Genomic DNA, 26,701 nt, shown 5'->3' with positions numbered 1-26,701 from the left:
TCTAATAGTCTGTTTTCGTAAAGATTGTTGTTAAAATCCTAAAGCCGGTTTTAACGTAATAAATAGCCAGTTTGAAGTTCAAGATTAATTTTGCTGGCTCTTTTCTCTTTTTTGAAGAAAAATAGGTCATTCCATTCTATGTTGATGTCAATAGCAACAAAGTTTGAGAAAAGAGCTTGCCATTAAAACCAAACGTTACGTACTTAACAAAACTATAATTTAAAATTCCCGGTCAATTTTTCCAACTCAAGTGCTGTCCGCTGGAGGATTTTTGTCGTCTCGTTTACATTCTCTGCGATTCTTAGCTGCTCTTGTGTGGACTGGTCCGTCTGTCCAGTGCCTGCGGCAATCTGCTGGGAAGCTTGAGAGACTGTATCAAGAGAATTAGTTATTTGTTCAAATGCGCTGACCTGCTGTTCAATGGCAGTTGCAATATTATTGGAGTTGTCTTCAATCTCCAATGTCGTTTCATAGATTTCATTAAGTGTATTTTTTGCCTTAGCAGAAAGGTCTTTATTGTATTGTACAGCTTCTCTTGTTTTTGTGATGTAGTCAACGGCAGTACGAGTGTTCTGGATATTTTCGTTAACGATGGAAATGATAATGGAGGCTGATTTTGCGCTTTCCTCAGCAAGCTTCCGAACTTCGTTTGCGACAACCGCAAAACCTTTCCCATGCTCACCAGCCCTTGCAGCTTCAATGGCCGCGTTCAATGCCAACAGGTTTGTCTGATCAGAGATTGTATTGATGATTTTGACGAATTGTGTAATTTTGTCTGATTGTTTTTCAAGCACAGTAATAATATCAGCCAGCTGGTTTGTATTTTCATCTACAGCTTCAAGTCCTTCAAGCATCTCGTCGATTCTTACGGTTCCTTCTTTGGAAGTTACCGTTGAATTTTTAGCAATGAAGCTTGCCTGCTGAGCAGATGCGTTTATCTCTTCGATACCGGCATTGATTTCTTCCAATGTTGCTTGCATTTCTTCGATGTTGGCATTCTGTTCTTGTGTGCTTGCGGCAGCTTGCTGGTTAGCTGATGTCAGTTCCCTGATAGCTTCAACCGAACTTGAGGCTATATTGGATAACCCAACTGTTTCACTTGAAACTTCCCTTGAACTTGTTTGTACCTGAGAAACGAGTGTTCTAAGGGAGGCAGCCATTGTATTAATACTTATAGCTAGTGATCCGATTTCATCTTTTGACGTAACGATGATCTCATCTTGTGACAAGTCACCTTTTGCGATGTTTGCTGTTAAAACCTTGATGTTGTTCAGCGGTTTAATGAGTCTTGACACCAGGAAATACATAGCTGCACTTGAAAGGGCAAGAATAATAAGAGATAGAATCCATATGCCCGCGACCTCAGCATTAATCTTTTTATTTACCTGGGAAACGTCAAATTCAACTCCATAGAGGGCAATAGTTGTTCCTGTCATATCGGAGATTGGCGCAAAACCGGTCATTTTTTCACCGTTTTGCGATTTGTAAATGTCAGTTGTTGTCCGTTTGTTTTCCTCAAAAGCTTCTAGAGCTGCTTTTTCAAAATCCTTGCCGCCAGAATAATTCGAACCATATGTAATATCCTTGGACATCATTGCTGAGCTCATTGTTGGGATTACAAACTTTTCCCCGTTCTTCGTAATTAAATAAAGATTATGTATTAAGGGGTTTTCTTTTAGAATTTGGTCCATTTGTTTCTGCATTGAGGTAACACCTGGATTGTTTTTTGAAGGATTGGCAATAATTGTTTTTGCTTTCCCTGCAGAAACCTGGTCCGATAACAAGCTTGAAATTGTATTAAGTTCTGCTTCCATCGAGTCCATGTTGCTCGTCCTGATGGTGTACTGAGCATAAGATGTAGTAGCCAAAGCAAGAAGCAGCATTGAGATTATGCTTAAAGATACAATCTTTAGTTTAAGACTCATATTTTTGTTGGATTTTTTTTTGCTTGATTTCTTTGAAGTCACTGCTTTCATTGCCATGTTCTTCTTCTTTTTCTTGAAAAGCAATTTGTCCACTCCCTCTGATCTTCGTAAGCGATAAATTCATTTGAGAACAACTACCAATAATTAAACTGCAGGAGTCGGGTTAAGTCCTGAAAGGTTCTCATATTATTGTTATTTTCGGCATTTTTCAAAATTAGTTAAGGGAAATGGGTTAATTAGTCGTATATTTTTGTTTGAAAGAAACTAGTGCTTTTACCTTTTGGCGGATAACCATAAAAGCCTATTTTTTGATATATTTTTGACCTGCGACCCATAATAAGGGTGGAATGATTCACGTTTTTCCTCTAATATGCGTTAGCTGTTTACTATAAGGGTATAATTTAAAAAATGAACAAAACATCGTGGTGCTAAAGAAATATTCCTTTGACCATCATTTTGTTTTGAATGAAGTACTGTCTTCTAGGAGGTGACTGCCTTACGATTGTAGGGCTTGCCCATTGATTATTACTAATTTGTTTTTAGTTGTTTTATTAATTGCCTTAACTGGGTTTTTTGTAGCGACAGAGTTTGCCATCGTAAAAGTGAGGAGTTCAAGAATTGACCAGCTGATTGCAGAAGGGAGGAATGGAGCACAATCGGCAAAGCACGTGATCACACATCTCGATGAATATCTATCGGCCTGTCAGCTGGGTATTACGATTACAGCTCTTGGCCTGGGGTGGCTAGGAGAACCCACAGTTGAAGAAATGCTCCATCCTGTATTCGAAAACTTTCATCTAAATTCGTCCTTATCCAGTATTTTATCGTTTGGAATTGCCTTTGCTTCGATCACCTTTTTGCATGTGGTCGTTGGGGAGCTAGCTCCAAAAACGGTAGCAATCCAAAAAGCAGAAGCAGTCACCCTTGCTTTTTCCAAGCCAATAATCTGGTTTTATAAGATTATGTACCCTTTCATATGGGTGTTGAATGGTTCAGCCAGGCTTCTGGTCAGCCTGTTCGGTTTGAAGTCCGCATCTGAGCATGAAATTGCCCATTCTGAAGAGGAACTCCGCATTCTTTTATCAGAGAGTTATGAAAGCGGTGAGATTAATCAAAACGAACTAAACTATGTAAATAATATTTTCGAGTTTGATGAGCGGATTGCTAAAGAAATAATGGTACCACGTACTGAAATTGTCACGTTTGATATAACAGATGATATCGATACCATTATAGATGTGATTCAAAAAGAGAAATACACACGCTATCCAGTTATAGATGGCGAGAAGGATAATATCGTAGGGATGATCAATATCAAGGAGATACTCACTGCTAAATTGACACGTAAGGATCTTCAAAAAGAATCGATCCTGTCGTCATTTATCAAGCCTGTCATTAGAGTAATTGAAACAATCCCTATCCATGATTTACTCGTCAAAATGCAGAAAGAGCGCATCCATATAGCCATCTTGATTGATGAATATGGCGGAACATCCGGACTGGTGACTGTAGAGGACATTCTTGAGGAAATTGTCGGAGACATCCGAGATGAGTTTGATGTTGACGAAATTGCAGAAATAAGAAAGGTAAATGAAAATCACTATCTGTTCAGCTCAAGAGTATTGATCGATGAAGTGAATGACCTGTTAGGCATCCATATATCAGAAGATGAAGTAGATACAATCGGCGGATGGTTCATGACTAAAAATATCGATGCCGAAATTGGTGACGAAATAGAAGAACAAGATTATCTTTTCAAGATTATCGAGATCGACGAGTATCATATTGCCTATTTAGAGGTTCTAAAGAAGGACGAAGATGAAAAGCCGGACTAATTCTGGCTTTTTTCTTGTTTAAGGAATTTATAAAAAATTATTGATTGTGAATAACTCAGTGAAGTTTTCTTAATCCAGCTCCAGCGCCTAGCCCCTCGAGTCGCTTCGGTCCTTCCGATGAAGTCAAAGAACGACTTCACGGTCAGGCCCTCCAGCGCTTGTAGGGGCTGAACAAGGCGCTTGCGCTTTTTGTTCTTTGCACATTACGGTTGTGGCTAATTTTGGCAAGTACTAAATAGTTTGAGTTCCTGTCCTCGCCGGGTAAGAATACACTACCGGGGCAACCGGATGAATCATACATTGAAATGGAGGAATGTAAAATGGCTAAAAAAGTAGTTGGAGTATATGATAATCAAACAGAATTGATTGATGCAATTGAAGAATATAAAAACACCGGCTATGCCGTTCAGGATTTCTCAATCATTGGTGATACAAAGGATGTTACCACTGCGCTTGAAAGCAGAACAGGTATAACAACTGAAAATATCGGGAATGAAACTGATGACCATAGGGAAGGCGGTTTCTGGCAAAGCCTGATGACAGCATTTGATGCAGACAGAAATCTTGGTGGCAATGAGCCTTCTATTTCTGACCGTCTGGTTAGTGTAGGCTTAACAGATGACGCAGCAAGTGAATACGAAGAAGATGTTCTAAATGGACGCATCATCCTATTGGCAGAAACAGCTGCATCCGGAATTGATGTTGAAGAAACAGGATATGTTACAGATACATCAGTAACCGGAGCATATGACAGAAACGATACATCAGTAACAGGAGATTTTGATAATACTGATGAGCAGACTTTGAGGTTAAGAGAAGAGCAGCTTGATGTTTCTAAGGAAAGGGTACAGGCAGGCGAAGTGGAGGTTCACAAGGAAGTGGTCGAAGAACAGCAGAAGGTCAACATTCCAGTCACACGAGAGGAAGTTTACGTGGAAAGACGTGACGTGAACGAAACTTCTTCTGGCATGGATGCTTCTATTGATGACGATGAAACGATCCGTGTACCAATCATGGAAGAAAAGATAGAGGTTACTAAGAAGCCGGTTGTTTCGGAAGAGCTTGTCATTGGCAAGCGAGAAGTGACTGCTCCTGAACAAGTCGTCGAAAGTGTAAAGCATGAAGAAGCACATCTGGAAGCAGACGACGATTCTGTAGTCAATGAATCAGATCTTGACCGCCAGCGTGACTCACTAAATAATTCCGCTGACCTGGACCGTGATGGTTTAAATAATCCTTCAGGAATGTACCGTGACGGTTATGAAAATAAATAGAAATATCCTGTAAAATAAGAAAAGACGCCCATAGGGCGTCTTTTCTGCGTATTGAGGCGACTGACTGCACGCCACATCGTGCATTTCCATGAAGGAGTGTCTGTCGGCTTACACAATTCAGCTCATCGCTTGATAAATATAACACGTCGAACCAGCATTAGCAATAGGGAATTTTAAGAAGAATTCTTCATGTTTCATATTCCAGGTATAAAGGGTAAAAAATCAAAAAGAAGTAGAGAAGGGGCACAACATGAAGAAAAAAACAATCTTGATTTCATCTCTAATATTAATTATTGTTGTCTCTATGGCTGCATTCAGTGTGGTCAACACTCAAAAAGAGGAAGGTGACAGGCTGGTGATAGCATTCGGAGACTCTCTTACCTATGGTTACGGTGATAAGAAGGGCTCGGGTTATATTGATACACTGCAATCCATGTTGAACAAGGGTAACAAAAAGGATTTCAACTTTGATAATGAAGCTATTTATGGTCTTGAATCTTCTGGTATCCTTACTCAGCTGTCTGATGTCACTATTAGAGGGAAGCTTGATGAAGCAGATTATTTTATTCTTTATATCGGTACTAATGATTTAATCAATAGCAATGGCGAGAATTTAAAGAATCTGAAGCATGGGCAAATCGAGAAAGGGCAGGCAGAGTATTTGAAGAATTTGAAGGCGATCCTCAATATTTTGACTGATAAGAACGAAAAAGCGCCTATCCTTCTGCTGGGACTATATAATCCCTACCCTGACAGCGCAGCAATCGAAGCGATAATTAATGATTGGAATAAAGAAATAATAAAAGCTGCGAAAAAAGAAAAACTGGTAAGTTACATTCCAACCAATGATTTGTTTAAAGGTAAAGATAAACAAAAGTATTTCAGTGATTCGCTCCATTTGAATGATAAAGGATACCAACTGATCGCTGATCGCATTTTAGAGAAATACAAGTTTGAATAGGATTTTCGGAAATATTAAATTTGACTTTAGGGTGGCTGCCTGGCAAAAACTACTGCCAGGTTTTTTATTTCGAAAAAATCCCCATGAAACCAAGGATGGAGGAAATTCGTTATATAATAGATAATAAAGAATAGCTGAAAGGACTTTTACCGTGAAAAATAAATTTTTCGGGAACGCATCCATCACTTTTTTGCTGATTTTGGTTGCGCTCCTTTTATATTATCAATTCCTCAGCCAGCCTAAAATTAATGAAGATGTTCCTTTGCCACAGCAACTGCATCCAGTTGTCCAGGAGAATAAGGATATGCTGGTCCAGAAGGCAGCTGAAAGAGGAATAAGGGTCTTGGTAACGGATGGTTTTAGGAGTTTTGATGAGCAGAATCAGTTATATGAAAAGGGAAGATCTAAAGAAGGCCAAATAGTCACACATGCTAAAGCCGGGGAATCTTACCATAATTTTGGTCTGGCAATCGACTTCGCGTTATTGAATAAACAAGGAAAAGCCCTATGGGACACTTCTTATGATGGAAATGGCAATGGGAAATCAGATTGGATGGAAGTAGTAGGCATTGCCAAGGAGCTAGGATTTACGTGGGGAGGAGACTGGAATCACTTTAAGGATTATCCGCACTTGGAAATGAGGTTTGGCCTGACAATAAATGATTTGAAACGGGGGAAGCGTCCTCCGGGAGATGGGTTGACTGCTTCACAAAAACAAGCATCGGAGCCATGAGGCTCCGATGCTTGTTAAGTTTAGTTACCTTCATGTTGAAGACATCGCTGAATGATTATTTGGGTTTGGAAATAGCCAGCTCTGAATGTGGTTTACCTACTTTAAAGAGTTGCTTGATGACCAGACCTGGTCCACCGAGTACAAAGAGGTAGCGAGCTTCGATTACTTGCTTCATTAAAGCTGCGAAAAAACCACTGATCTTCAAACCGAAGATTTTTCCGACAGCTGCTTTATTACCGATGGAAGCGACTGTACCTTTGTGGTGGTATTCGAATGCTTTGAGTTGTTCACCTCTCAAGCTGGCAATTAAGTTTGGTCCGCAAACCTCTGCCTGTTGAATGGTCACCTGGGCAGTAGGAGGGAGTGGGGTTCCATCCTCTTTCAAGAATAATGCTGCGTCCCCGATACAAAAGACATTTTCCATTCCTTGTACACGCAAAAATTCATCAACAATGATGCGGCCCTTCGAAATAGGTAAATCCAGTTTTTCGAGGAGGGTGTTACCCCGCACACCTCCCGACCAAATCAAGGTCCTTGAAGGAAGTTCTTCGCCATTGTCCAATGTTATGGAAGTTGGAGAACATTCAAGTATCTTTGTAGAGTCCATCAGCTCTACACCATTCTTTTTAATATAGCTTTCTGTAAAGTCAATAGCTTCTTTATCAAATCCTGGCAGAACAGATGCAGACGCTTCAATATTGATAATTCTTGTCACCGACAAAGGTATATCATATGTGAGACATAACTTTGGCATCGCTTCTATTAGCTCACCAATCATTTCTATACCGGTAAAGCCCGCACCGGCAACAGCAAAAGTCAGTCTTGAAGGATCATGGTCCTCTTTATAGGCTGCGAACTGTTTGAGAATATGGTTGTACATGGACTTAGTACTTCTGAAACTTTTGATTTTAAAAGCATTTTCTTCAACTCCAGGAATACCGAATGTACTCACATCAAATCCGAGGCCAATCATCAGGTAATCATATTCGATAAATTCACCAGACTCGAGTTGGACTTTCTTTGAAGTAGGGTCTACGGCTTGTACCGTTCCTTTTTTGAATTTGATTTTATCTGTCTTAAAAAGGTCAGGGATATGTAAAGTGATTTTTTCGTCCGAGGCAGTGCCCGCACCTGTCTTATGAAGTTGAGTAGATATATAATGGTAATCATGTTTATTGATTAATGTGACTTGGGCCTCGCCGTTCAGTAAAGTTTTTTCAAGCTGGCGGCTAGTTATGAGACCCCCATATCCTGCACCTAAAATGACAACTTTTGGAGTTTGCATCGATAATCCCTCTTTCTGGTTGTTTATTGTGAAATAATTCACATGTATTGGTAAAAAAATAAATGATTCCCTGATAACATAGACAAAAAAATGTGAAATGATTCACAAGCAGCATCCATCAATAGATTACGATATTAATAAATTTTATTCAATATGTATTTGTCATATAAATCCAACAAAAGTTTGACGAAAAATACAAAAAAGAAGGAGATGGATTGGTTCCATCTCCTGAGGTTTATTATAAATTTAAGGTTTCTGGTTCTCCATTATCGTTCATTAATCGAATGGTTTCTGGTTTTATTTCAAGAATAATGTAGTTAGGGTCATGAGCACTTTCGATCCATTTTTCCATCTTTTCATTCCAGAATTTTTCCTTGAGTGATTCATCTTCACGGATTGATGCTTTTCCCTGTAATTCGATATAAGCATCACCCATTCCTTCACCTTCATATCCGAGCAGGATATGAACATATGGGTTCTTTTCAATCTCTTCCGCTTTGTAGGTTTCTTTACTTGTCGCAGTGTATAACGTCAAGTCCTCGTGGAAAAAGGTCATGTATCGAGAGTGAGGTTTATTTCCGACTACGGTTGCCAGAGTGCCAACCTTTGATTCACCAAGGACCTGGGTGATTTTTTCTTTTAAATTTTGATTATCCACATGAATTCCTCCTTTTTTTTGTGTCTGTTATTAATATTCTCTTTCTTAAGCTTCATAAACCTAAAAAACCCTGGAAGTACCAAGGCGATTTTTATAATTCGTTGTCGATATCTACATTGTATTTCTTTTCACTCGAGGATGAATCCTTTGAATGATAGCCATCCTTCTCCTCCTGTTTTTCCTGGTTAAGGTCTTCCATAGGAATCGGATCCACGGTCAATTCACTTTTGAATTTGTCATGAAGACTTTTCGTCCGGGTTTCATATTGCTCCGGGTTGTCCATGTTTTGAGTATTATCGATAGGAATGTTTTTCTTATTTTTTTGTGTCATGATAAAAGCCTCCTTCTCGCATTGATTTCAATAAAAATACCCTTTTTTAGGTAATTGAAACAAACTCAGTACCGAGATTAACTTAAAGCACAAGGATGGGGAATTTTACAAGCAAGAATTCTTTCAGGCAAGCATATAAGTGTGAGAACTGTATTTTTTTAAAAGACCTGTTCAATGTCTTTTAAGCGATTCATCTTCATATAGTTAGAATGTATGTTTAACTAGCGGAATATGGAGGAGGAGTGTGATGATAATCATCCGGTTTCCAGATTCGGCAAGCGGCCAGATGCTTGAGAATCTGTCAGGGAAACAGAGAGAAATATACAATGAATTAGATAATAGCCTGACGATGTTTGAATATGACACAACCTTTCAGCTTATTTTCGACATATATCTTAGGGAGAAAATCATTGAAGCGGCATTGAAGCTTAAGGAGGCTTCAGTAGCTTTTACCTCATTCAAATATTCAAGGTTCAATCCAGTTTATTGGACAAAGGGGCCGATGGGTTACTTGTTAAATCCGAATGTCCTGCCTTCTGACGCGATTCAAGATATTTATGAAAATGGTCAGCAATATGCATTCGAGTGCTCCACAGCAATGGTGATCATTTTTTACAAAGCTGTTCTGGATTCGATCAGACTGTCGGATTTCAACTATTTATTCAGAGGGTTGCTCGTTTGGAATTGGAATTATGACCCTGATTTGGCTATCATCACGTTAGAAGGGAATGAGTTTATACCTGGCGATGTGGTCTATTTCATGAATCCGGATTTTGAAAAACCAATTTGGCGAGGAGAAAATGCTGTAGTCCTTGGAAATGGATTATATTATGGTCATGGCATCGGAATTGGTACGGCTGAGGAAATGATCAATGCTCTGAATACACTTAGAAAAAGAGGCTCCACAGTCTCCGCCTTTATGCTCAAACAGCATAGCAGACTGAATTTTAAATACTTATCCCAGTTTTCAAAGTGAAACAGGAAAGAATAGTAAAAGACTGGCTAAATTGCCGGTCTTTTTTTCTATTTCCTATTACTCATTTTTTTAAAAATAAAATCTTGTATCATTTACGGAGCATAGTTTAAACATTTGGGGGAATATAAAAATAGACATATTATATACATTAATAATTTCGACTGTGGAGTTTATAGGCTTGTTAAAAGGGAGTTTTGGAAATGAGATTAACCAAGGTACTTGAAGGACTGGACAGCAGTTTGAAAAAATACAGGAATGATGCAGATCCTGATTTGTCTGGAATCCAGATGGATTCACGGAAAGTAAAACCAGGAGATCTGTTTGTTGCGATAACAGGCTTTCAGATCGATAGCCACAAGTTTATTGATGAAGCCATAGACAATGGTGCTGCAGCTGTCATCGGTGAAAATGAGCTTGATTTTTCGGTCCCTTATATACAGGTATTCGACAGCAGGCTAGCATTGGGAAGGGCAGCTAGCGCATTTTATCAATACCCGTCGAGGAAGCATAAGGTGATTGGCATTACAGGTACAAATGGCAAAACGACCGTTTCTTACATTTTAAAACACATCCTTGAGCATGCGGGTAAAAGCTGCTCTCTCCTTGGGACTGTGTCTTATATTATAAATAATGAAGTGTACAAGCCTTCCAACACCACTCCAGATGCGTTACAAATTCAGGAATTGATTTCGAAAAGCGATGATGAGTTTGTTGTTTTGGAGGTGTCATCACATGCCCTGAAGCAATACAGGATTGAAGGGCTTGAGTTGGATTATGGGTTGTTCACGAATTTATCCCATGACCACCTCGATTACCATCCGACAATTGAAGATTACTTTGAGGCAAAAACAATGATGTACAATTATATGAAAAAAGAAGGTTCTGCTGTTGTCAGCAGGTTGGGGAAGTGGGGTGACAGGCTGGCACGTATTTTAAAAGCTAAAAAGATCCCAGTATATTCAATTGGGTATGATGAGATCCATGATTTGAAAATAGACGACATTAGAATGAATGAAGCTGGCAGATTTGACGTTCAAATGGGAGGAATCACATACCCCTTGACCTTCCCATCACCAGGGCTCCACAATGTCTATAATGCTGCAATGGCCTTCTTGACAGCGGTGGAAATCGGGATCGCTCCAGACGTGATTACTGAAGCCTTAAAATCTTTCCCAGGCGTGCCTGGAAGGTTTGAAATGATCTCCCATCCTGAAGGTGCTACTTTCATTGTTGATTATGCGCATACAAAGGATGCGATTGAATACTGCCTTCAAGCTGCACAAGAGCATGAGGCAGTTAGAGTAAAGCATATCTTCGGATTCCGTGGAGAGCGGGACAAGACAAAAAGAGAGCATATGGTTAAAACATCGGCTGCAATGAGTGATGAGTTCACCTTGACCTTCGATGACCTGAACGGAATATCCGAAGAAGAAATGACCAATGAATTAAAAGAATTGAACGATGTATTTGGCATGAACAAAGGAAGTGTCATTACAGACAGGACCTTGGCAATAAAAGAGGCATGGGATAACGCCAAGAGTGGCGAGTGGATCCTCATCACAGGTAAAGGGCCTGAGGAGTACCAGTCAATGTACCAACTTCCTGCATCGTCGGATAAAGAAACACTTTTATATTTAAAAAAATTGAACAAACAGGAAAGGGTAATAGGTTGATGTAAAGCAGGCTGAATAACAAGCAGCCTGCTTTTTTAATGAAATTAAACTCGCTTGGTAAAACTGACACAAATTATCCTTGTAATAATGACAATAATATGAAATGTGAAGAGCGTCACTCCACTATTTTTCCTGTAACTCTTATGATATAAGTAAGCAAGATAATTGACCTGACGATTGCGGGAGGAGGTACTCAATATGGATAAAAAAGAAATTTATAAAATGCTTGAAGAAATAGAGGAACCAATGCTTGGAGTCGATATTGTGAACCTTAGCCTTGTCTATGAAGTCTGTGTCAAGAATGAGAAAGATGTCGAAATTGTTATGACTACAAGGAATGAAGATTGCATGCTTGCTGATTATATTGCCTTATCCGCCCGTGAACATCTGGCTGGGCAGATGGGTAACCTAGAGCATATCGATATCAAAATGGTCTCAGCGCCAAAATGGACACAAGACAGGATGTCCAAGTACGCGAAATATTTACTGGACTTATAAATACCAATTAATATAACCTAAAAAGGTTGCGGCTTCGCAATCTTTTTTTATTAGAAATTTTTCCATACCCTAATATAATGTTATGTTTATTCGAATTGTCTTTTAGAATAAGAGTTGGGGGAAAACTGGAGGCAATAAAAGATGATCTATAAAAAAATAGCTGGGATCAGCATGTGGCAGCTGAACAGAACTCTGAAAAAATTGGCTTTTGCAAGGATGGAGCTTGAAAAACAGATGCGGAAGGAATTGATTGTGGTCCTTCTAGAGCCTAAAAAAGCTAAAGTTCTAGCGACTGCGGAAGAAAAGAAAGAAATCGAGCAAGCTGTTTGGGAATTAAGTGGATTCGAGACGTTAAGGTTGTGTCTGCTGGAAGATTGCAAACCAGTGTACATGGAGAAAGTGAACAATAATGGAGTTTCAAGATGGCTGGAAATCCCGGTCAATCCGTTGATTACATATGAATTTCTAAGTGAAACACAGGAAAGTCAGGTAAAAATAGGATAGGCATAATCTGTGAAGAAGAGGACCACTTGAGGTTCTCTTTTTTTGTCCATGTTATTCAGCACGTCCTTTTTTACTCTTACGCTTATATTAATTGGGCTAGTACTTTTTTCGGTGTTTTATTGCACAATTGTTCCGGCCTGAATAGGATATAGGGACACAAAAAAAGGAGGTTGTTACGATGTCTGAAGGATGCGGCTATGGTGGCGGTTTCGCCCTGCTTGTAGTATTGTTCATTCTTTTAATCATAATCGGAGCGTCTTGGGGTTTCGGTTACTAAATTTTGATTAAGTAAACTTCATTAGGAGGTTATATTATGTACGGATACAGCGGAGGCTGTGGATATGGCGGTCCCGGCGTAGGAGGAGCTGGATACGGCAACGGTTTTGTATTGATCGTTGTGCTGTTCATCCTTTTAATCATTGTCGGCTGCGCATGCTATCGCTAATAAAAACATGGAAAGAGGCTGTCCAATGGTCATGATGACTGTTGACAGTCTCTTTTCTTTTGAACTAGGGCAAATTTTATTAAAGCTTATCCATTATTAATGATCATTTTACAACAGGCTAGTCAAATAGAACGATGAAAAAAATGTGAATTCTTGTTATTTTAAAATAAATTAAAAATATTCCGAAAAAAGCGATTCTTTTTTCGTGCATGTTCGTCTAACTGTCTGTAAAAAGGGGGGGAGAATTTTGAGCGATCACTACAGCATTCGTTTTCAGGAAGTATACGAGGAATATAGTGACAAGGTTTACGGCTATCTCCTGTTATTGACCGGGAAGAAGGAAGTCGCAGAGGATTTGACCCAGGAAACTTTTTTAAGGGTGTACAAGCATATTCATCAATTCAACGGTGATTCACAAATTTTCACATGGATCGTAAAAATCGCACGGAATGTTGCAATTGACCACTTAAGAAGAAGAAGGCGGCTGCGATTTTTTTCATTGGACAAGTATGTCATTGAATCCTGTCAGCCATCTCCCGTTGAAATTATCGTAAAGGGAGAGAAGACATCACTCCTTTACAAAGGGATAAAAGCACTTAAGCTCAACTACCAGGAGGTATTGATCTTAAGAAAAATCAAAGAATTTTCAATTAAGGAAACCGCGGTGATTCTTGGTTGGAGCGAAAGTAAAGTGAAAATCACTACTTCGCGGGCTATGGCTGCCTTAAAAAAAGAGTTAAAGAGAAGAGGGGATATCATTGAAGAAATCATTTGAAATTAAAGACAGCTTCAGAAGCCTTAGCCAAATCCCAAGATCGGAAATCCAAAAAAGAAAAACATATAATTCAATACTACAGACCGGAAGACCGAATCAGTCAATTAGCTATATAGCAAGGAATTGGTCAGGCAGACTCCTGACATTGGTGATGATACTGGTTTGCTCAGCCTACCTTCTAACAGAAATCAAAAGTCAATCCCCGGAAGGGCTAGCTGCTATTAATCCTGCAGAGTTATTGGCACCAAGCGAAATTGTCATTACGTACCTCACTAAATCTATCCCTTCAGAACCATTTAACCTCCACTCGAACCTGACAAGAAAAGGAGTTTCCATCATTGATGACCAAGGGTGGCTGGAGATAATGAACAGGACTGTAAATGGGCGAAACCCGGTGAAGAATGCAGGGGAGATGGAAAACACCTTTGATCTATTACTAATCTATGAGGGCAGGAAACCAGACAAATGTAAATTATGGGTTAATGATGGAAATGTATATATCAAAAGAGTGAAAGAGCAACGCATATATAAAGTTGAAGCAAGTAACACAGCCAAAGTGATTGCCATGATTGAAGATATGGAAAAGCAGGTTCAATTTTGAACCTGCTTTTTGATTTACTACGATGACACTATAAAATAATTTAATGTGGATGACTGCTTGTGTATGATGGGAAGTCTTACGCTGCTCCTGTCAATACGGACAAACGTATTCTTTTTTATATTGCCGTTCTGTTGAAAGGTCAAAGGTATGAAGTTATTCCGGACAATCCATTATTTTCATGCTGTTTATCCGGTGAAAGAAAAAGGATGCTGACAGGAAGCATCCTTTTTCTGGTTTTACTAATTCATGACTGGACAGGTTGTGAGCCATACGCCCGATACACACGTCCTGTAGCCATTGTGGTAGGCATATTTTGTGCATTGCCAGCATAGATACGCTTCAGTATTTACTGCGGATTTACTTTGATAATCCTGGACAGGACTGGCATTTCTATTTTGATTTTGTGAAGAAGAGGCAATGACAGAACCAGAGAAAACGAGCAATAATACAAAAGTCAACATGAACAGTTTTTGCATGATTCATCCCCCTTTTTTTAAAGAACTTTAATAATAGTAAACCTTGTAAAAAATTTACTATTAATAATAAAGTACGGAAAGGGAGTGTGAATTAGAATAGGACAAAGTATTTATTCCATAAAAGCCCACTTTTGAACTATAGGAAGAACGATATTTTCCCCGAAAAAAAAGCCCTTAAGATAGGGCTAATTCAGGCTCTGTGTATTTTCTTCGAATGAGGTTTCTTCAATAATGGCAACGCCCGCTATGTGGCTTTCCCTCCAAATGCGGAATTCTTCCAGATCAGATGCAATCTGTTTTAAGGTAAAACCGATTACTGCTGCGTCATCGAAAATTCCGAGCCCGAAGAGAAAGTCCGGAATTAAATCAATCGGGGATACGAAGTAAATAATCGTAGCTATGATGGTCACGATTGATTTGGTCGGGATTTTTCGGTATTCTCCCCGGCGCCAGGCCCCGACTAAATCAAACAGCAGCTGCAGGTTGTCCCAAATTTCAGCAAGAGAGCCTTTATGATCTTCAGCCTTTTTGCCTGCATCCTTCAATAAAACATCCGTTTTCTCAGGTTTTTTTATATACTCTTTCGCCTTGGATTCGAACTTTTTATACCCTTGTTCGAGTTTTTTTGTATCTAACATTTCAAACACCCTTCCTGCTAGAATTCCTTATCTCTTATTTTTACCCTATCAATGCTTTTAACAAAACATCTCTAGCAGCTAATAAATTTTTGCACTGAAAAAAACGCAAATAAATCTTTGTTTGAAATCAATTGTTTTGGGAATTTTAAATGATGATTAAAAATTGTTGACTATTGATGTATATACAAGTAAAATGAAAACGTAAACAACATGTATATACAAGCTTTCGGAAATTGGATGCAATCTTTTTTTATATTTCATGAAAACGGTAACAGGAGGAGAGGAATTATGAATAGACAAGCAGTTGAACAAATTGTTGAAGCTGTAGGAGGCAAAGATAACATTGCCGCTGCCACCCATTGTGTTACAAGGCTGCGCTTTGCCTTGAAGGATGAAGGAAAAGTGGATAAGGAAAAGCTGGAAAATATAGATCTTGTAAAAGGATCTTTCTCCGCAAACGGGCAATATCAGGTCGTGATCGGACAGGGGCTTGTGGACAAGGTTTACGCAGAGATGGTAGCGATTACCGGAATTGGAGAAGCTTCAAAAGAAGAAATAAAAGATGCAGCAGCTCAAAACTTGAATCCTCTTCAAAGGGCAATCAAGACGCTGGCAGATATCTTCATTCCGATTCTTCCAGCAATTGTTACTGCAGGTTTATTAATGGGGATCAATAATATCCTGACTGGAAAGGACATCTTCTTTGAAGGACAGGCATTTATTGACGTTTATACCGGCTGGGCCGATTTTGCCAGCATCATTAATTTAATTGCAAATACAGCATTCGTATTCTTGCCAGGTTTGATTGGATGGAGTGCGGTTAATAAATTTGGTGGAAGCCCGCTTCTAGGTATTGTTCTGGGACTTATGCTAGTGCACCCGGATTTGTTGAATGCTTGGGGTTACGGGGCAGCAAAAGAAATTCCTACATGGAATTTGTTTGGACTGACTGTTGAGAAAGTAGGCTATCAAGGTCAGGTATTGCCAGTGTTGTTAGCTTCGTATGTTCTTGCGAAAATGGAAATTTTCTTACGAAAGCGGATTCCTGATGCGTTCCAGTTATTGACGGTAGCTCCAATAGCTTTATTGTTAACAGGTTTCCTGTCTTTCATCGTGATCGGACCGATTACTTTTACAATTGGGAACTTAATTACTGACGGTGTTGTCGGAATTTTTGATGCAGTGCCTGCAATTGGCGGATTGATTTATGGCGGCCTTTATGCACCGCTTGTTATCACAGGTATGCACCATACATTCTTAGCGGTGGATCTGCAATTGATCGGTACAATCGGCGGTACATTCTTATAGCCGATGGTCGCTTTATCCAATATCGCACAAGGTTCAGCAGCATTCGCAATGATGTTTGTAGAGAAGGACAATGAAAAACTGAAAGGCTTATCACTGACATCAGCCATTTCTGCTTGGCTTGGAATTACTGAACCAGCTATGTTCGGAGTAAACCTGAGATACAAATATCCATTTATCGCTGCAATTATTGGTTCTGCAATTGCGGGTATTGTCATCACCCTTCGTGGAGTAATGGCGCCTTCAATTGGTGTCGGCGGATTGCCTGCATTCCTGTCAATCTTTACTGAGTTCTGGGGAGTCTTCTTCATCGGGATGGGAATCGCGATTGTCGTACCATTCGTACTGACATTCATTTTGGCAAAAACAAGAAAGAATAAAGAAGCGTAAAAGCACCTAGAGAGTGAATCCTGATGGAGGTGGATGTTTTATTATGACTGAACCATGGTGGAAAAAGTCCGTTGTCTATCAAATCTATCCAAAGAGTTTTAATGATACAACTGGCAATGGAACAGGCGACCTGCAGGGGATTATCGCCAAGCTTGATTATTTGAAAGAACTGGGAGTGGATATAATTTGGCTGACGCCGGTCTATGATTCACCTCAGCGGGATAATGGCTACGATATCAGTGATTATTATCAAATATATAAAGAATACGGAACGATGGAAGACTTCGACCGTCTGCTTGAGGAAGCACATTCGCGCGGAATCAAAATTATCATGGATTTGGTCGTGAACCACTCATCAACTGAGCATGAGTGGTTCCAGGATGCCCTGAAATCAAAGGATAGCATTTACCGAAATTATTATATTTGGAAAGACCCGAAGGAAGATGGCAGTGCACCTACCAATTGGGAATCAAAATTCGGCGGAAATGCGTGGGAGTATGAGGAGGCTACAGGCCAATATTACCTTCATTTGTTCGATGTCACACAAGCTGATCTGAATTGGGAAAATGAACAGCTCAGGAATGATGTATACGAGATGATGCATTATTGGTTCAAGAAAGGTATCGATGGCTTCAGGCTTGATGTAATCAACCTGATTTCAAAGGATCAGGATTTTCCAGATGATGATGGTTCTGTACCACCGGGCGATGGGCGGAAATTCTACACCGATGGACCAAAAGTACACGAGTATTTGCAGGAAATGAATTCCGAGGTACTTTCCAAATATGAGAGCATGACGGTCGGCGAGATGTCTTCTACGACGATTGAAAACTGCGTCAAATACTCAAATCCGGATCGGAACGAACTGAGCATGACATTTAACTTTCATCATTTAAAGGTTGACTATGAAAATGGTGACAAATGGTCACTTGTGGATTTTGATTTTCTTGCCCTGAAACGGATTTTATCTTTGTGGCAAGTTGAAATGCATGAAGGCGGCGGTTGGAACGCATTATTCTGGTGTAACCATGACCAGCCGAGAGTGGTCTCGCGATATGGGAATGATGGTGAATACCACCTGGAATCAGCGAAGATGCTGGGTACAGCAGTCCATATGATGCAGGGGACGCCATATATCTACCAAGGCGAAGAAATAGGCATGACCAATCCTTATTTTGATAGAATTGACGATTATCGAGATGTTGAATCATTAAATATCTATAAAATCAAAATGGAAGAGGGCATGGCCGAGGAGGAAATCCTGAAGATTCTGCAGAGCAAATCACGTGATAATTCCAGAACGCCTGTCCAGTGGAATGCAGAAAAGCATGCAGGTTTTACAGACGGTACTCCCTGGATTGATGTTGCCAAGAATTATCAGACTGTAAATGTTGATAACGCACTCGCTGATAAAAATTCAGTGTTCTATCATTATAAAAAGCTGATCCAGTTGAGGAAACAATATGATATTATCACCTTTGGCGATTATCAGCTTATCCATGAAGAGCATCCGGACATATTTGCATATGTTAGGAACGGGCAGAATGAAAAACTGCTAGTCGTGAATAATTTTTATGGAAAAGACACTGTATTTGAGTTGCCTGATTCGGTAGATGCTAAGGGGTATGAGGTTGGGATTTTACTTTCCAACTATGGGGATTCAAGCGAGAATATTTCAAGGCTTACCCTGCGTCCGTATGAATCAATTGTATATTATCTAACTAAATAATTGTTGGTGGAGGCCTATCGGGGTCTCCACTTTTTTTGAAGGCTTTGAAATTGTAGAGATCAACCGTGGTATCGTAAAGATTATTGCCGAATTTATAGAGATTAGGGAGTGACTGTAATATGTAGATTCTTCGGATTAGTAGTGATTACTTTAGGCAACAGACAGATTCATACACAAAATGTGCCGATTCATTGAGATAAATCATACTCACTTTTTGCCAGTGTGCTAAAGAAGGTTTGATATTCTGTTCCAAGTGGAAAAAGTAAGTTATGAGACTAATCCAAATGAAAAGAGGTATGAACTATGATTCCAATTCAATCTAATATAGACGGAAAAGAACTCACTGTCGGTGAATTGAAGCAAAAGCTCAGCCCGCTTGGTTTCAATGTCAATGGTCAGTGGGAATATGATCATGCATATATCGATTACAAGATGAACGACGACCATGGTGACAGGCAGTACGTACGTATTCCCTTCAAGTCGACTGGTGGTCCGTTGGATAATGATGGCACTTTTGTCCAGATTGGAACGCCATTCCTTCTTGACCATCAATTCAAGACCGAGGTGGATCAGGAAGGGAATATCGGGGCATTTACAGGGTCTTTTGACCAATTTAAATCTCCTGAAGACAAGGACGCTCCATTTCCTAAGGGATTGATAGAACAAGGAAAGACGCTAATCAACAAGGCAGAGCAGGCTCTAGAAACTGTATAGTAAAACACCAACAGCTTCCCGGTAAACAGGAAGCTGTTTTTTATGTAGATTCTGCCCTATTTTCCGATATAATGATCCGTCTACTTACAATGGGAAAAATGCTATACTGGTTAGCATAAGTTTTATTTCGGAGTGTGAACAATGACATGGAAAGCAAATTATATTATCAAGATGCATACATAAAAAAATTTGCAGCAGAGCTGATTACCCAAAAAGAAGACGAATCGGGTAGGTTATATGCAATCCTTTCGCAGACAGCCTTTTATCCGACAGGCGGTGGTCAGCGATTTGATACCGGATTCTTAAATGGCGTTGAAGTAGTGGATGTTGATGAAGTTGAAGGGGAAATTCGTCATTACCTAAAGGAAGGATTAATGGAAGCAATCCATGTTGAAGGGGAAATTGACTGGGAACGGCGATTTGACCATATGCAGCAACATGCTGGGCAGCATATTCTTTCAGCTTCGTTTGAGGATTTGTTTGGATATAAAACGGTCAGTTTCCATCTTGGTCAAGAAACTCTGACCATAGACTTGGAAACAGAAAATCTATCAGCAGACGAAGTCGCAAAGGCAGAAGAGCTAGCTAATCAGGTGATTATTGAAAACCGCCCAATCGTCACTAAATGGGTCGATGAAGAGGAACTGAAGCAATACAGACTAAGGAAAGAATTAGCTGTCTCTAATAACATCAGACTCGTTATAATTCCAGACTTTGACTACAATGGCTGCGGCGGCACACATCCAAACAGCACCGCAGAGGTCGGGGCATTGAAAATCCTTGGTTGGGAACGGCAGAAGAAAATGGTGCGTGTTGAGTTTGTTTGTGGCAAAAGGGTGCTGAACAAGCTAGGGCAAAAGCATGAAGTCATTGAGGAGCTCACAGCTTTGCTCAATTCACCAGAACAGCATATGAGGTCATCAGTAACTAGACTTCTTTCCCAAAAGAAAGAACTTGAAAAAACAGTTGAGGTGATGAAGGAGCAGTTATTAAGATTTGAAGTAAACGACATCATTGGATCAGGTAAAAATAATATCGTCAGCTCTGTATTCAAGAACAGGAGTATACAGGAACTTCAAAAGCTGGCCAGGCTGCTTGTTTCAGCTGCTGAAGATAAGATTTACTTGCTTGCGTCTGAAAATGAGGAAAAGCTGCAATTCGTTTTTGCAAAAGGCAAGAATACAGAAGTCGACTTGAAGGGATTCTTACAAAGGGCCATTTCAATAATTGATGGCAAGGGTGGAGGCACAGAATTTCTTGTACAAGGTGGTGGGAAATGGATCTCAGGCGAGGAATTCATCCATAAGGTTTCGAAAATTATTCAATAAGTCGAATGGATTTATAAGAAATATAACTCTAACAAGGTAAAAAGTTCTAGTTCTTTAGTGGTGATTTTATAAGTATAACGACTAATTTTATGATTTTTACAGTGGAAACTACAAAAATAACGACTTTCAACCTATTTTTTACAGATTGATTGGCTATTAATGAAAGTTTTACCATTTAAAAATAGGTTTAACTCCCTCATAATGGAATTCAACCAGAGAAATAGGGGGAATCAGAATGTTTGAAATTGAAAGAGGATCTGTAGAAGAGGCAATCATGATTCTGCAAAATCTCGGTCTTAAAGTAAATGAATACGAGAAAACGAATTCAACTATTCCAGTAGAAAAGTATAAAGAGTTATTAGAATTCACGATTGCAGTAGCAAGGAAAACAAATGAGATAACTGTTACAATAGATGAAATGATGGATGATATAGCAGAAAAAATGTAAATGGATATAGAGTGAGCAGCCGGATAATCTTTTGGCTGCTCTTTTTGCTTGTTGAATAAGAAAGTATTAATTTTTCACACTTAGATTAGTGTCCAGCTCCAGCGCCTAGCCCCTCGAGTCGCTTATCTGGCTGCGGCTTCTAACTCCTTGAGACGCTAGTCCAGCTGCGGCTCCCTAACTCCTCGAGACGTTTCGGTCCTGCCAATGAAGTCAAAGAGCGACTTCACTGTCAGGCCCTCCAACGCTTGTCGGAGTTGGGCAGTCGCCTCCGCTGTTCGAATTGTCTAGTGTCGCCTCCTAGAAACTCCGAAACTTCAACTCCGCCGGCAGAAGCAAAAAGCGCTTCTTTGTCGGAGTCTCCAGTTTCTCCGTTTCTGGGCAGTCGGCTATACATTTCGGTTTCGGTCCTGCCAATGAAGTCGAAGAACGACTTCGCTGTCAGTCCCTCCAGCGCTTGTCGGGGCTGCCCAAGGCGCTTGCGCTTTTCTTATTTGGCAAGTCCTTTACTGAGTTTTATCAATGTATTCAAATAGAAAGGATTGTCCGTTTCGGTAAAAACGTGGATCGTAAACTCCCAATCTATCTCCGTCGTCGACAATCACGACAAAAGGCGACCATTCAGTAAGCGTCTTAGCTTCAGGCTTTTCAGTGAATAAATCATTGAGATTGGCATCTTCAGCGGAAGTAAGCTCGTATTGAAGTTTTCTGTCTGTGAAAAGATTATCCTGATAAATGTTAACTTCCCCATCATTTTTGGCGATAACAGTATATGTCCATGGAATGAAACCGGCAGAAAGTGCAATCTGTTCATAATCGTCCTCATATTGATTATAAAGCATCCATCCCTGAACACTTTGGATAACGACATGCAGTGCGATGAAAATCCATGCGACTTTGAAATAAGTTGGGCTTTTCAATTTGTTAAATTTGGAAGCAACGAATGCAGTTCCTAGAATCACCCAGAAAACGAAATCAATGATGGGGATTGTCCCAAATGTGATTCTTAAATTGGAAAATGGTTCGAGATAGCCAGTTCCCCAGGCGTTGAATAAATCACTTGTATTATGGATGATGACTGCCACCCATCCAAGGAAAAAAAGTTTTACATCTTTTACTTTAAATAGAAGAGAAGATAGTAGAATAAATAAAGCAGCCCACAATGGTGTCAGGAATATCGAGTGGGTAATGCCTCGATGCCACATCTGGTAAAGACCCTCATTATCCCAGAGTTGAGAAACAACATCGATGTCTGGAATTTGGCTTGCACCGATTGCTGTGAGTAAATAAGCACGCTTTTGCGGTTTTTCCATATCTTTTTTATCAACGGCACCATACAAGGCTAAACCGAAAAGTGTATGTGTAACTGAATCCATGCTGCACCTCCTCAGGTTATTATATACGCTTAAGTAAAATATTTAAAAGTTCTGATATGCATTTGCAGGATTGCAAACTTATCGCCAGAAAGATAAGATTAAAATCATGGTAAAGAAAATATATATTTCACTTCGAGAATTGTCCAGCTCCAGCGTCTAGCCCCTCGAGACGTTTCGGTCTGCCCATTGAAGTCAAAGAGCGACTTCAATGGTACTGCCGGCCCTCCGTGGCACACGACGTGCTAGACCCGCCAGCCACAGGACGTGGCGTTTTTAGGCGGGCAACGCTTGTCGGGGCTGACCAAGACGCTTGCGCTTTTCTATGAGGAATTTTGCCTTTAAACAGAAAGGAAACATTTAATCATGAAAAAATTAAAAGATGAAGTACAATCGCGAAGAACATTTGCGATTATTTCTCACCCGGATGCCGGGAAAACGACACTTACGGAGAAGCTTTTGCTGTTCGGCGGAGCAATCCGTGATGCTGGTACGGTAAAAGCCAAGAAGACTGGAAAGTTTGCTACAAGTGACTGGATGGAAATCGAGAAGCAGCGTGGAATTTCCGTAACCTCCAGTGTCATGCAATTTGATTATGATGGCTTCAAGGTTAACATCCTTGACACACCAGGCCACCAGGATTTCTCAGAGGATACCTATAGAACATTAACTGCGGTCGACAGTGCCGTGATGATTATAGACTCTGCAAAAGGTATCGAAGATCAGACTCTCAAACTTTTCAAGGTTTGCCGCATGAGAGGAATTCCGATCTTTACCTTTATTAACAAGCTTGATCGCCAGGGTAAAGCTCCACTTGAGCTGCTTGCTGAACTGGAAGAAGTGCTTGGAATTGAATCGTATCCAATGAACTGGCCGATAGGCATGGGCAAGGAGTTCCTTGGGATTTATGACCGATTCAACAATCGGATTGAACAGTTCCGTGTAGATGAGGATAAACGCTTTGTTCATTTGAACGAAGAAGGAGAAATCGAGGGGGAGCATTCTCTGAAAGAATCCTCATTATACGATCAAACTTTAGAAGAAATCATGCTGTTAGATGAAGCGGGAAATGAATTTTCAAAAGAACGTATTGCTGATGGAACATTGATTCCTGTATTTTTCGGAAGTGCTTTAACTACTTTCGGTGTCCAGACTTTCCTTGATTCCTATTTGCAGTTTGCGCCGCAGCCGCAGCCAAGGAACTCAACTGCAGGAGAGATTGATCCGCAATCAGAGGAGTTTTCAGGCTTTATCTTTAAAATCCAGGCAAACATGAACCCGGCACATCGCGACAGAATTGCCTTCCTGCGCATTTGCTCAGGCAAGTTTGAGCGTGGAATGACTGTCCAGCTTAGCCGTACAGGAAAATCAATGAAGCTTGCACAGTCAACACAGTTCATGGCTGATGACCGCAGTACAGTTGAAGAAGCTGTAGCAGGTGACATCATCGGGCTTTACGACCCGGGCACATACCAGATTGGCGATACGATTGTTTCTGGCAAGGAAGGATTTCAGTATGAAAAGCTTCCACAGTTCACACCAGAACTTTTCGTAAGAGTTTCAGCAAAGAATGTCATGAAGCAAAAACATTTTCATAAAGGAATCCAGCAGCTTGTCCAAGAGGGAGCCATCCAGCTATTCAAGACATTGAAGACCGAAGAGTATCTTCTTGGTGCTGTTGGTCAGCTCCAATTCGAAGTATTCGAGGCAAGGATGCGCAACGAATATAATGTAGAGGTTCTGATGGAAAGACAGGGATCTAAGATTGCCCGCTGGATTGAAGGCGACGATGTAAACGAAAACCTGTCCAGTTCGAGGAGCTTGCTTGTCAATGACCGTTACGATAAAAAAGTATTCTTATTCGAAAATGAATTTGCCTTAAGATGGTTCCAGGACAAGAATCCTGATGTAAAACTTTATAATCCTATGGATGCTTCATAAAAGCTTGAGCCGGCATTGTAGAATGCCGGCTCTTTTTCATATTTATATTTATCATGTACAGGGACTGATTCTACTTTTTTAGTCCAATCTATTGACATTTTTCCAATCTGATACTATATTAATATTATTCTATAACGCTTTTATGCATAAAAGCGTTTAAGTATAAAAGTTATAAACTAAGTGCCGGCAGACATTAGTAGAATCCCCATGAGCAGCACAAAGAAACTGGATGGTTGATGAAAATCCAGGCAATGGCTGATTTGAATTACACCTGTCACTGGAAGGCACTGTTAATGAAGCGGGCAGATATAATGTTTGCCAATTAGGGTGGTACCGCGGAGCTCCTTCGTCCCTAGACTTAGAGGAGTTTTTGCATTTTACTACTAATTGGGGGAATCATCATGTTAAACCAAAGCCAATCAATATCATTGAAAACTTCTGAGGCAGCTGCTGTTATATTATTGCTTCTGGCGGGGATCGGTTATGGCATGATAAAACTTGAACTAATGCCACACATTCCGGTCTTGATGGGGATCGGATCATTAATCATTTATGGGTTGTTGAAAAAAATCAAGATGGCTGAGCTAGAACAGAGTATGACTGATGGTGCCAAGGCAGGTCTGGGAGCTGTGCTGATTTTTTTCTTTATTGGCATGCTGGTCAGCAGCTGGATTGCTGCCGGGACCATACCTACCCTGATCTTTTTAGCATTTGAATTAGTGACTGGAAAGTGGTTTTATGCGATTGTCTTTATTGTCACATCTATTGTTGGGATAAGCATTGGCAGTTCACTGACTACTTCTGCTGTGATCGGTGTCGCGTTCATCGCAGTTAGTGAAACACTTGGCTTCTCATTGGCAATCACCGCCGGTGCGGTTGTTTCAGGCGCTTTCCTAGGTGATAAAATGTCACCGCTCTCGGACACAACGATTCTGGCGTCTTCTACTGTGAAAGTAGATCTATTTGAGCATATTAAAAATATGTCCTGGACGACGGTACCTGCATTCTTCATTTCACTATTCTTATTTGCCGCTTTGTCGCCAGAACTGAGTTTAGCTGACTTCACAAAACTTGGAAGCTTGCAAAGTACTCTTGAGGTGATGAATCTAGTACATTGGTACTCGCTGATTCCTCTGGCTATCATTGCGATACTTGCAGTGAAAAAAGTATCTTCTATTTTGACATTAGGAGCAGGAACCCTTTCAGCGATGATCATTAGCATGATGGTTATCCCACAAGAGGACTGGGGGACGCTTCCTGGAATTTTATATACCGGATACGTTTCTGAAAGCGGCAACGAACAGCTGGATTCGCTGTTGAGCCGCGGGGGGCTTGAGAGTATGTTTTTTTCAGTATCACTTGTACTCCTTGCTTTAAGCATGGGCGGATTGCTATTCAAGCTTGGTGTTCTTCCTGCACTTTTGCGAGGGCTTGCCAGCAGCATGGAAAAGGTGCCTGTCCTTATTGGATCTACAGCTTTATCTGCCATTGGAATCAACTTTTTGATCGGAGAGCAATATCTTTCGATCCTTATAACAGGCAATACATTTGCAGGACATTTCGAAAAAGCGGGCTTGCATCCCAAAAACCTCTCGCGCGTCCTTGAGGATGCCGGTACAGTACTCAATCCACTTGTTCCCTGGAGTGTGTGCGGCGTGTTCCTTAGCAGCGTCCTTGAAGTCAGCACGATAGAATACGTACCCTTTGCATTCTTTTGTTTGCTGTCACCGGTATTGACACTGGCAGCAGGATTTACCGGAATAACATTATCGAAAACAGGGGAAAATGCGGTGGCATAAGCTGCCGCTTTTTTTGTTTTTTTTTAATGGTAATTATGTGCCCCAACTCAGTGTCGTACCAGGAAACCGGTCACATAAGCAGGATTAAT

Annotated in this window: 27 protein-coding genes and 1 pseudogene; 19 read left to right on the top strand and 9 right to left on the bottom strand. The window is 40.3% G+C overall.

The window, feature by feature from the left end:
* Window positions 1–212: 212 nt before the first annotated feature.
* Window positions 213–2,009 carry a methyl-accepting chemotaxis protein gene (locus tag LC048_RS14645; RefSeq protein ID WP_226600286.1) on the bottom strand — a complete coding sequence of 599 codons (1,797 nt, stop codon included), beginning with the start codon at window positions 2,007–2,009 and terminating at the stop codon, window positions 213–215.
* A gap of 434 nt (window positions 2,010–2,443) precedes the next feature.
* Here LC048_RS14645 and LC048_RS14640 point away from each other — a divergent pair, with 434 nt between their 5' ends.
* On the top strand, window positions 2,444–3,760 hold the full coding sequence (locus tag LC048_RS14640) for a hemolysin family protein (RefSeq protein WP_306047983.1): 1,317 nt from the start codon (window positions 2,444–2,446) through the stop codon (window positions 3,758–3,760).
* Here the strand turns inward: LC048_RS14640 and LC048_RS14635 are convergent.
* Window positions 3,757–3,900, bottom strand: a complete 144-nt coding sequence (locus LC048_RS14635; protein WP_226600288.1) for a hypothetical protein — start codon at window positions 3,898–3,900, stop codon at window positions 3,757–3,759. The two genes, LC048_RS14640 and LC048_RS14635, sit on opposite strands and share 4 nt — an antisense overlap.
* 180 nt (window positions 3,901–4,080) lie before the next feature.
* On the opposite strand from LC048_RS14635, the gene LC048_RS14630 reads away from it, so the two are divergent.
* From LC048_RS14630 to LC048_RS14620, 3 genes are all read left to right on the top strand, one after another.
* Window positions 4,081–5,034 (top strand): YsnF/AvaK domain-containing protein, encoded by a 954-nt coding sequence (locus LC048_RS14630; RefSeq protein ID WP_226600289.1) that lies wholly within the window; start codon window positions 4,081–4,083, stop codon window positions 5,032–5,034.
* 250 nt (window positions 5,035–5,284) lie between these two features.
* Complete coding sequence (locus LC048_RS14625; RefSeq protein WP_226600290.1) at window positions 5,285–5,995, top strand: GDSL-type esterase/lipase family protein; 711 nt, start codon at window positions 5,285–5,287, stop codon at window positions 5,993–5,995.
* 151 nt (window positions 5,996–6,146) lie between these two features.
* Window positions 6,147–6,728, top strand: coding sequence for a M15 family metallopeptidase (locus tag LC048_RS14620; RefSeq protein WP_306047982.1), 582 nt, complete (start codon window positions 6,147–6,149; stop codon window positions 6,726–6,728).
* Window positions 6,729–6,783: 55 nt separating this feature from the next.
* Here the strand turns inward: LC048_RS14620 and LC048_RS14615 are convergent, their stop codons facing one another.
* The 3 genes from LC048_RS14615 to LC048_RS14605 all read right to left on the bottom strand — a co-directional run bounded on the left by LC048_RS14615 (window position 6,784) and on the right by LC048_RS14605 (window position 9,002).
* Entirely contained in the window at window positions 6,784–8,013 is a 1,230-nt protein-coding gene (locus LC048_RS14615; protein WP_306047981.1) for an NAD(P)/FAD-dependent oxidoreductase, read from the bottom strand.
* 238 nt (window positions 8,014–8,251) lie between these two features.
* Window positions 8,252–8,671, bottom strand: coding sequence for a pyridoxamine 5'-phosphate oxidase family protein (locus tag LC048_RS14610; protein ID WP_226600292.1), 420 nt, complete (start codon window positions 8,669–8,671; stop codon window positions 8,252–8,254).
* 91 nt (window positions 8,672–8,762) lie between these two features.
* The gene (locus LC048_RS14605; RefSeq protein ID WP_226600293.1) at window positions 8,763–9,002 is read right to left on the bottom strand and encodes a hypothetical protein; all 240 of its coding nucleotides are present in this window, start codon (window positions 9,000–9,002) and stop codon (window positions 8,763–8,765) included.
* Window positions 9,003–9,249: 247 nt separating this feature from the next.
* Here LC048_RS14605 and LC048_RS14600 point away from each other — a divergent pair, with 247 nt between their 5' ends.
* The 8 genes from LC048_RS14600 (at window position 9,250) to LC048_RS14565 (ending at window position 14,474) form a co-directional block, all read left to right on the top strand.
* Window positions 9,250–9,978 carry a protein-glutamine gamma-glutamyltransferase gene (locus LC048_RS14600; protein WP_226600294.1) on the top strand — a complete coding sequence of 243 codons (729 nt, stop codon included), beginning with the start codon at window positions 9,250–9,252 and terminating at the stop codon, window positions 9,976–9,978.
* 200 nt (window positions 9,979–10,178) lie between these two features.
* Complete coding sequence (locus LC048_RS14595) at window positions 10,179–11,651, top strand: UDP-N-acetylmuramoyl-L-alanyl-D-glutamate--2,6-diaminopimelate ligase (protein ID WP_306047980.1); 1,473 nt, start codon at window positions 10,179–10,181, stop codon at window positions 11,649–11,651.
* A 198-nt stretch (window positions 11,652–11,849) separates the two neighbouring features.
* Window positions 11,850–12,149 (top strand): metal-sulfur cluster assembly factor, encoded by a 300-nt coding sequence (locus LC048_RS14590; RefSeq protein ID WP_306047979.1) that lies wholly within the window; start codon window positions 11,850–11,852, stop codon window positions 12,147–12,149.
* A gap of 141 nt (window positions 12,150–12,290) precedes the next feature.
* Window positions 12,291–12,653, top strand: a complete 363-nt coding sequence (locus LC048_RS14585) for a hypothetical protein (protein WP_226600297.1) — start codon at window positions 12,291–12,293, stop codon at window positions 12,651–12,653.
* 178 nt (window positions 12,654–12,831) lie between these two features.
* A complete protein-coding gene (locus LC048_RS14580; protein WP_023615168.1) occupies window positions 12,832–12,930 on the top strand; it encodes a YjcZ family sporulation protein in 99 nt (32 codons plus the stop codon).
* A gap of 36 nt (window positions 12,931–12,966) precedes the next feature.
* On the top strand, window positions 12,967–13,098 hold the full coding sequence (locus LC048_RS14575; RefSeq protein WP_226600298.1) for a YjcZ family sporulation protein: 132 nt from the start codon (window positions 12,967–12,969) through the stop codon (window positions 13,096–13,098).
* Between the two features lie 247 nt (window positions 13,099–13,345).
* Entirely contained in the window at window positions 13,346–13,873 is a 528-nt protein-coding gene (locus tag LC048_RS14570; RefSeq protein WP_226600299.1) for an RNA polymerase sigma factor, read from the top strand.
* The gene (locus LC048_RS14565) at window positions 13,857–14,474 is read left to right on the top strand and encodes a hypothetical protein (RefSeq protein ID WP_226600300.1); all 618 of its coding nucleotides are present in this window, start codon (window positions 13,857–13,859) and stop codon (window positions 14,472–14,474) included. Before LC048_RS14570 ends, LC048_RS14565 begins: the two co-directional genes overlap by 17 nt.
* Before the next feature lie 239 nt (window positions 14,475–14,713).
* On the opposite strand, the gene LC048_RS14560 is transcribed toward LC048_RS14565, so the two are convergent.
* Together LC048_RS14560 and LC048_RS14555 are read right to left on the bottom strand one after the other, a co-directional pair.
* Window positions 14,714–14,950 (bottom strand): hypothetical protein, encoded by a 237-nt coding sequence (locus LC048_RS14560; RefSeq protein ID WP_226600301.1) that lies wholly within the window; start codon window positions 14,948–14,950, stop codon window positions 14,714–14,716.
* A gap of 185 nt (window positions 14,951–15,135) precedes the next feature.
* Entirely contained in the window at window positions 15,136–15,588 is a 453-nt protein-coding gene (locus LC048_RS14555) for a YkvA family protein (RefSeq protein ID WP_226600302.1), read from the bottom strand.
* A gap of 288 nt (window positions 15,589–15,876) precedes the next feature.
* Here LC048_RS14555 and treP point away from each other — a divergent pair.
* The 5 genes and pseudogenes from treP to LC048_RS14530 all read left to right on the top strand — a co-directional run bounded on the left by treP (window position 15,877) and on the right by LC048_RS14530 (window position 21,502).
* A pseudogene (treP, locus tag LC048_RS14550) lies at window positions 15,877–17,283 on the top strand (PTS system trehalose-specific EIIBC component).
* Between the two features lie 43 nt (window positions 17,284–17,326).
* Window positions 17,327–19,012, top strand: coding sequence for an alpha,alpha-phosphotrehalase (gene treC, locus LC048_RS14545; protein WP_226600304.1), 1,686 nt, complete (start codon window positions 17,327–17,329; stop codon window positions 19,010–19,012).
* 303 nt (window positions 19,013–19,315) lie between these two features.
* On the top strand, window positions 19,316–19,726 hold the full coding sequence (locus LC048_RS14540; RefSeq protein WP_226600305.1) for a YugN family protein: 411 nt from the start codon (window positions 19,316–19,318) through the stop codon (window positions 19,724–19,726).
* 146 nt (window positions 19,727–19,872) lie between these two features.
* Window positions 19,873–21,054: an alanyl-tRNA editing protein gene (locus tag LC048_RS14535; protein ID WP_226600306.1), complete on the top strand. Its 1,182-nt coding sequence runs from the start codon at window positions 19,873–19,875 to the stop codon at window positions 21,052–21,054.
* A 235-nt stretch (window positions 21,055–21,289) separates the two neighbouring features.
* Window positions 21,290–21,502 (top strand): hypothetical protein, encoded by a 213-nt coding sequence (locus LC048_RS14530; RefSeq protein ID WP_226600307.1) that lies wholly within the window; start codon window positions 21,290–21,292, stop codon window positions 21,500–21,502.
* A gap of 229 nt (window positions 21,503–21,731) precedes the next feature.
* Here LC048_RS14530 and LC048_RS14525 read toward each other — a convergent pair whose 3' ends face one another.
* Together LC048_RS14525 and LC048_RS14520 are read right to left on the bottom strand one after the other, a co-directional pair.
* The gene (locus LC048_RS14525; RefSeq protein ID WP_226600308.1) at window positions 21,732–21,896 is read right to left on the bottom strand and encodes a hypothetical protein; all 165 of its coding nucleotides are present in this window, start codon (window positions 21,894–21,896) and stop codon (window positions 21,732–21,734) included.
* A gap of 109 nt (window positions 21,897–22,005) precedes the next feature.
* Window positions 22,006–22,875, bottom strand: coding sequence for a metal-dependent hydrolase (locus LC048_RS14520; RefSeq protein ID WP_226600309.1), 870 nt, complete (start codon window positions 22,873–22,875; stop codon window positions 22,006–22,008).
* 363 nt (window positions 22,876–23,238) lie between these two features.
* On the opposite strand from LC048_RS14520, the gene LC048_RS14515 reads away from it, so the two are divergent.
* Window positions 23,239–24,813 carry a peptide chain release factor 3 gene (locus tag LC048_RS14515; RefSeq protein ID WP_226600310.1) on the top strand — a complete coding sequence of 525 codons (1,575 nt, stop codon included), beginning with the start codon at window positions 23,239–23,241 and terminating at the stop codon, window positions 24,811–24,813.
* 401 nt (window positions 24,814–25,214) lie between these two features.
* Complete coding sequence (locus tag LC048_RS14510) at window positions 25,215–26,612, top strand: Na+/H+ antiporter NhaC family protein (RefSeq protein WP_226600311.1); 1,398 nt, start codon at window positions 25,215–25,217, stop codon at window positions 26,610–26,612.
* The last annotated feature ends 89 nt before the right edge of the window (window positions 26,613–26,701 follow it).

Origin of the sequence: Mesobacillus subterraneus (genome assembly GCF_020524355.2) — a bacterium.
GTDB classification, from domain to species: Bacteria; Bacillota; Bacilli; order Bacillales; family Cytobacillaceae; genus Mesobacillus; species Mesobacillus subterraneus_C.
The sequence above is the reverse complement of the archived record's forward strand: the minus strand, read 5'-3'. Positions and strand labels throughout refer to the sequence as shown.

What these genes read in the sequence shown, in the direction of transcription:
- LC048_RS14630 (WP_226600289.1), top strand. Translation starts at nt 4,081, where the DNA reads ATGGCTAAAAAAGTAGTTGGAGTATATGATAATCAAACAGAATTGATT.
- LC048_RS14625 (WP_226600290.1), top strand. Translation starts at nt 5,285, where the DNA reads ATGAAGAAAAAAACAATCTTGATTTCATCTCTAATATTAATTATTGTT.
- LC048_RS14615 (WP_306047981.1), bottom strand. Translation starts at nt 8,013, where the DNA reads ATGCAAACTCCAAAAGTTGTCATTTTAGGTGCAGGATATGGGGGTCTC.
- LC048_RS14605 (WP_226600293.1), bottom strand. Translation starts at nt 9,002, where the DNA reads ATGACACAAAAAAATAAGAAAAACATTCCTATCGATAATACTCAAAAC.
- LC048_RS14600 (WP_226600294.1), top strand. Translation starts at nt 9,250, where the DNA reads ATGATAATCATCCGGTTTCCAGATTCGGCAAGCGGCCAGATGCTTGAG.
- LC048_RS14595 (WP_306047980.1), top strand. Translation starts at nt 10,179, where the DNA reads ATGAGATTAACCAAGGTACTTGAAGGACTGGACAGCAGTTTGAAAAAA.
- LC048_RS14590 (WP_306047979.1), top strand. Translation starts at nt 11,850, where the DNA reads ATGGATAAAAAAGAAATTTATAAAATGCTTGAAGAAATAGAGGAACCA.
- LC048_RS14585 (WP_226600297.1), top strand. Translation starts at nt 12,291, where the DNA reads ATGATCTATAAAAAAATAGCTGGGATCAGCATGTGGCAGCTGAACAGA.
- LC048_RS14580 (WP_023615168.1), top strand. Translation starts at nt 12,832, where the DNA reads ATGTCTGAAGGATGCGGCTATGGTGGCGGTTTCGCCCTGCTTGTAGTA.
- LC048_RS14575 (WP_226600298.1), top strand. Translation starts at nt 12,967, where the DNA reads ATGTACGGATACAGCGGAGGCTGTGGATATGGCGGTCCCGGCGTAGGA.
- LC048_RS14560 (WP_226600301.1), bottom strand. Translation starts at nt 14,950, where the DNA reads ATGCAAAAACTGTTCATGTTGACTTTTGTATTATTGCTCGTTTTCTCT.
- LC048_RS14555 (WP_226600302.1), bottom strand. Translation starts at nt 15,588, where the DNA reads ATGTTAGATACAAAAAAACTCGAACAAGGGTATAAAAAGTTCGAATCC.
- treC (WP_226600304.1), top strand. Translation starts at nt 17,327, where the DNA reads ATGACTGAACCATGGTGGAAAAAGTCCGTTGTCTATCAAATCTATCCA.
- LC048_RS14540 (WP_226600305.1), top strand. Translation starts at nt 19,316, where the DNA reads ATGATTCCAATTCAATCTAATATAGACGGAAAAGAACTCACTGTCGGT.
- LC048_RS14535 (WP_226600306.1), top strand. Translation starts at nt 19,873, where the DNA reads ATGGAAAGCAAATTATATTATCAAGATGCATACATAAAAAAATTTGCA.
- LC048_RS14530 (WP_226600307.1), top strand. Translation starts at nt 21,290, where the DNA reads ATGTTTGAAATTGAAAGAGGATCTGTAGAAGAGGCAATCATGATTCTG.
- LC048_RS14525 (WP_226600308.1), bottom strand. Translation starts at nt 21,896, where the DNA reads ATGTATAGCCGACTGCCCAGAAACGGAGAAACTGGAGACTCCGACAAA.
- LC048_RS14520 (WP_226600309.1), bottom strand. Translation starts at nt 22,875, where the DNA reads ATGGATTCAGTTACACATACACTTTTCGGTTTAGCCTTGTATGGTGCC.
- LC048_RS14515 (WP_226600310.1), top strand. Translation starts at nt 23,239, where the DNA reads ATGAAAAAATTAAAAGATGAAGTACAATCGCGAAGAACATTTGCGATT.
- LC048_RS14510 (WP_226600311.1), top strand. Translation starts at nt 25,215, where the DNA reads ATGTTAAACCAAAGCCAATCAATATCATTGAAAACTTCTGAGGCAGCT.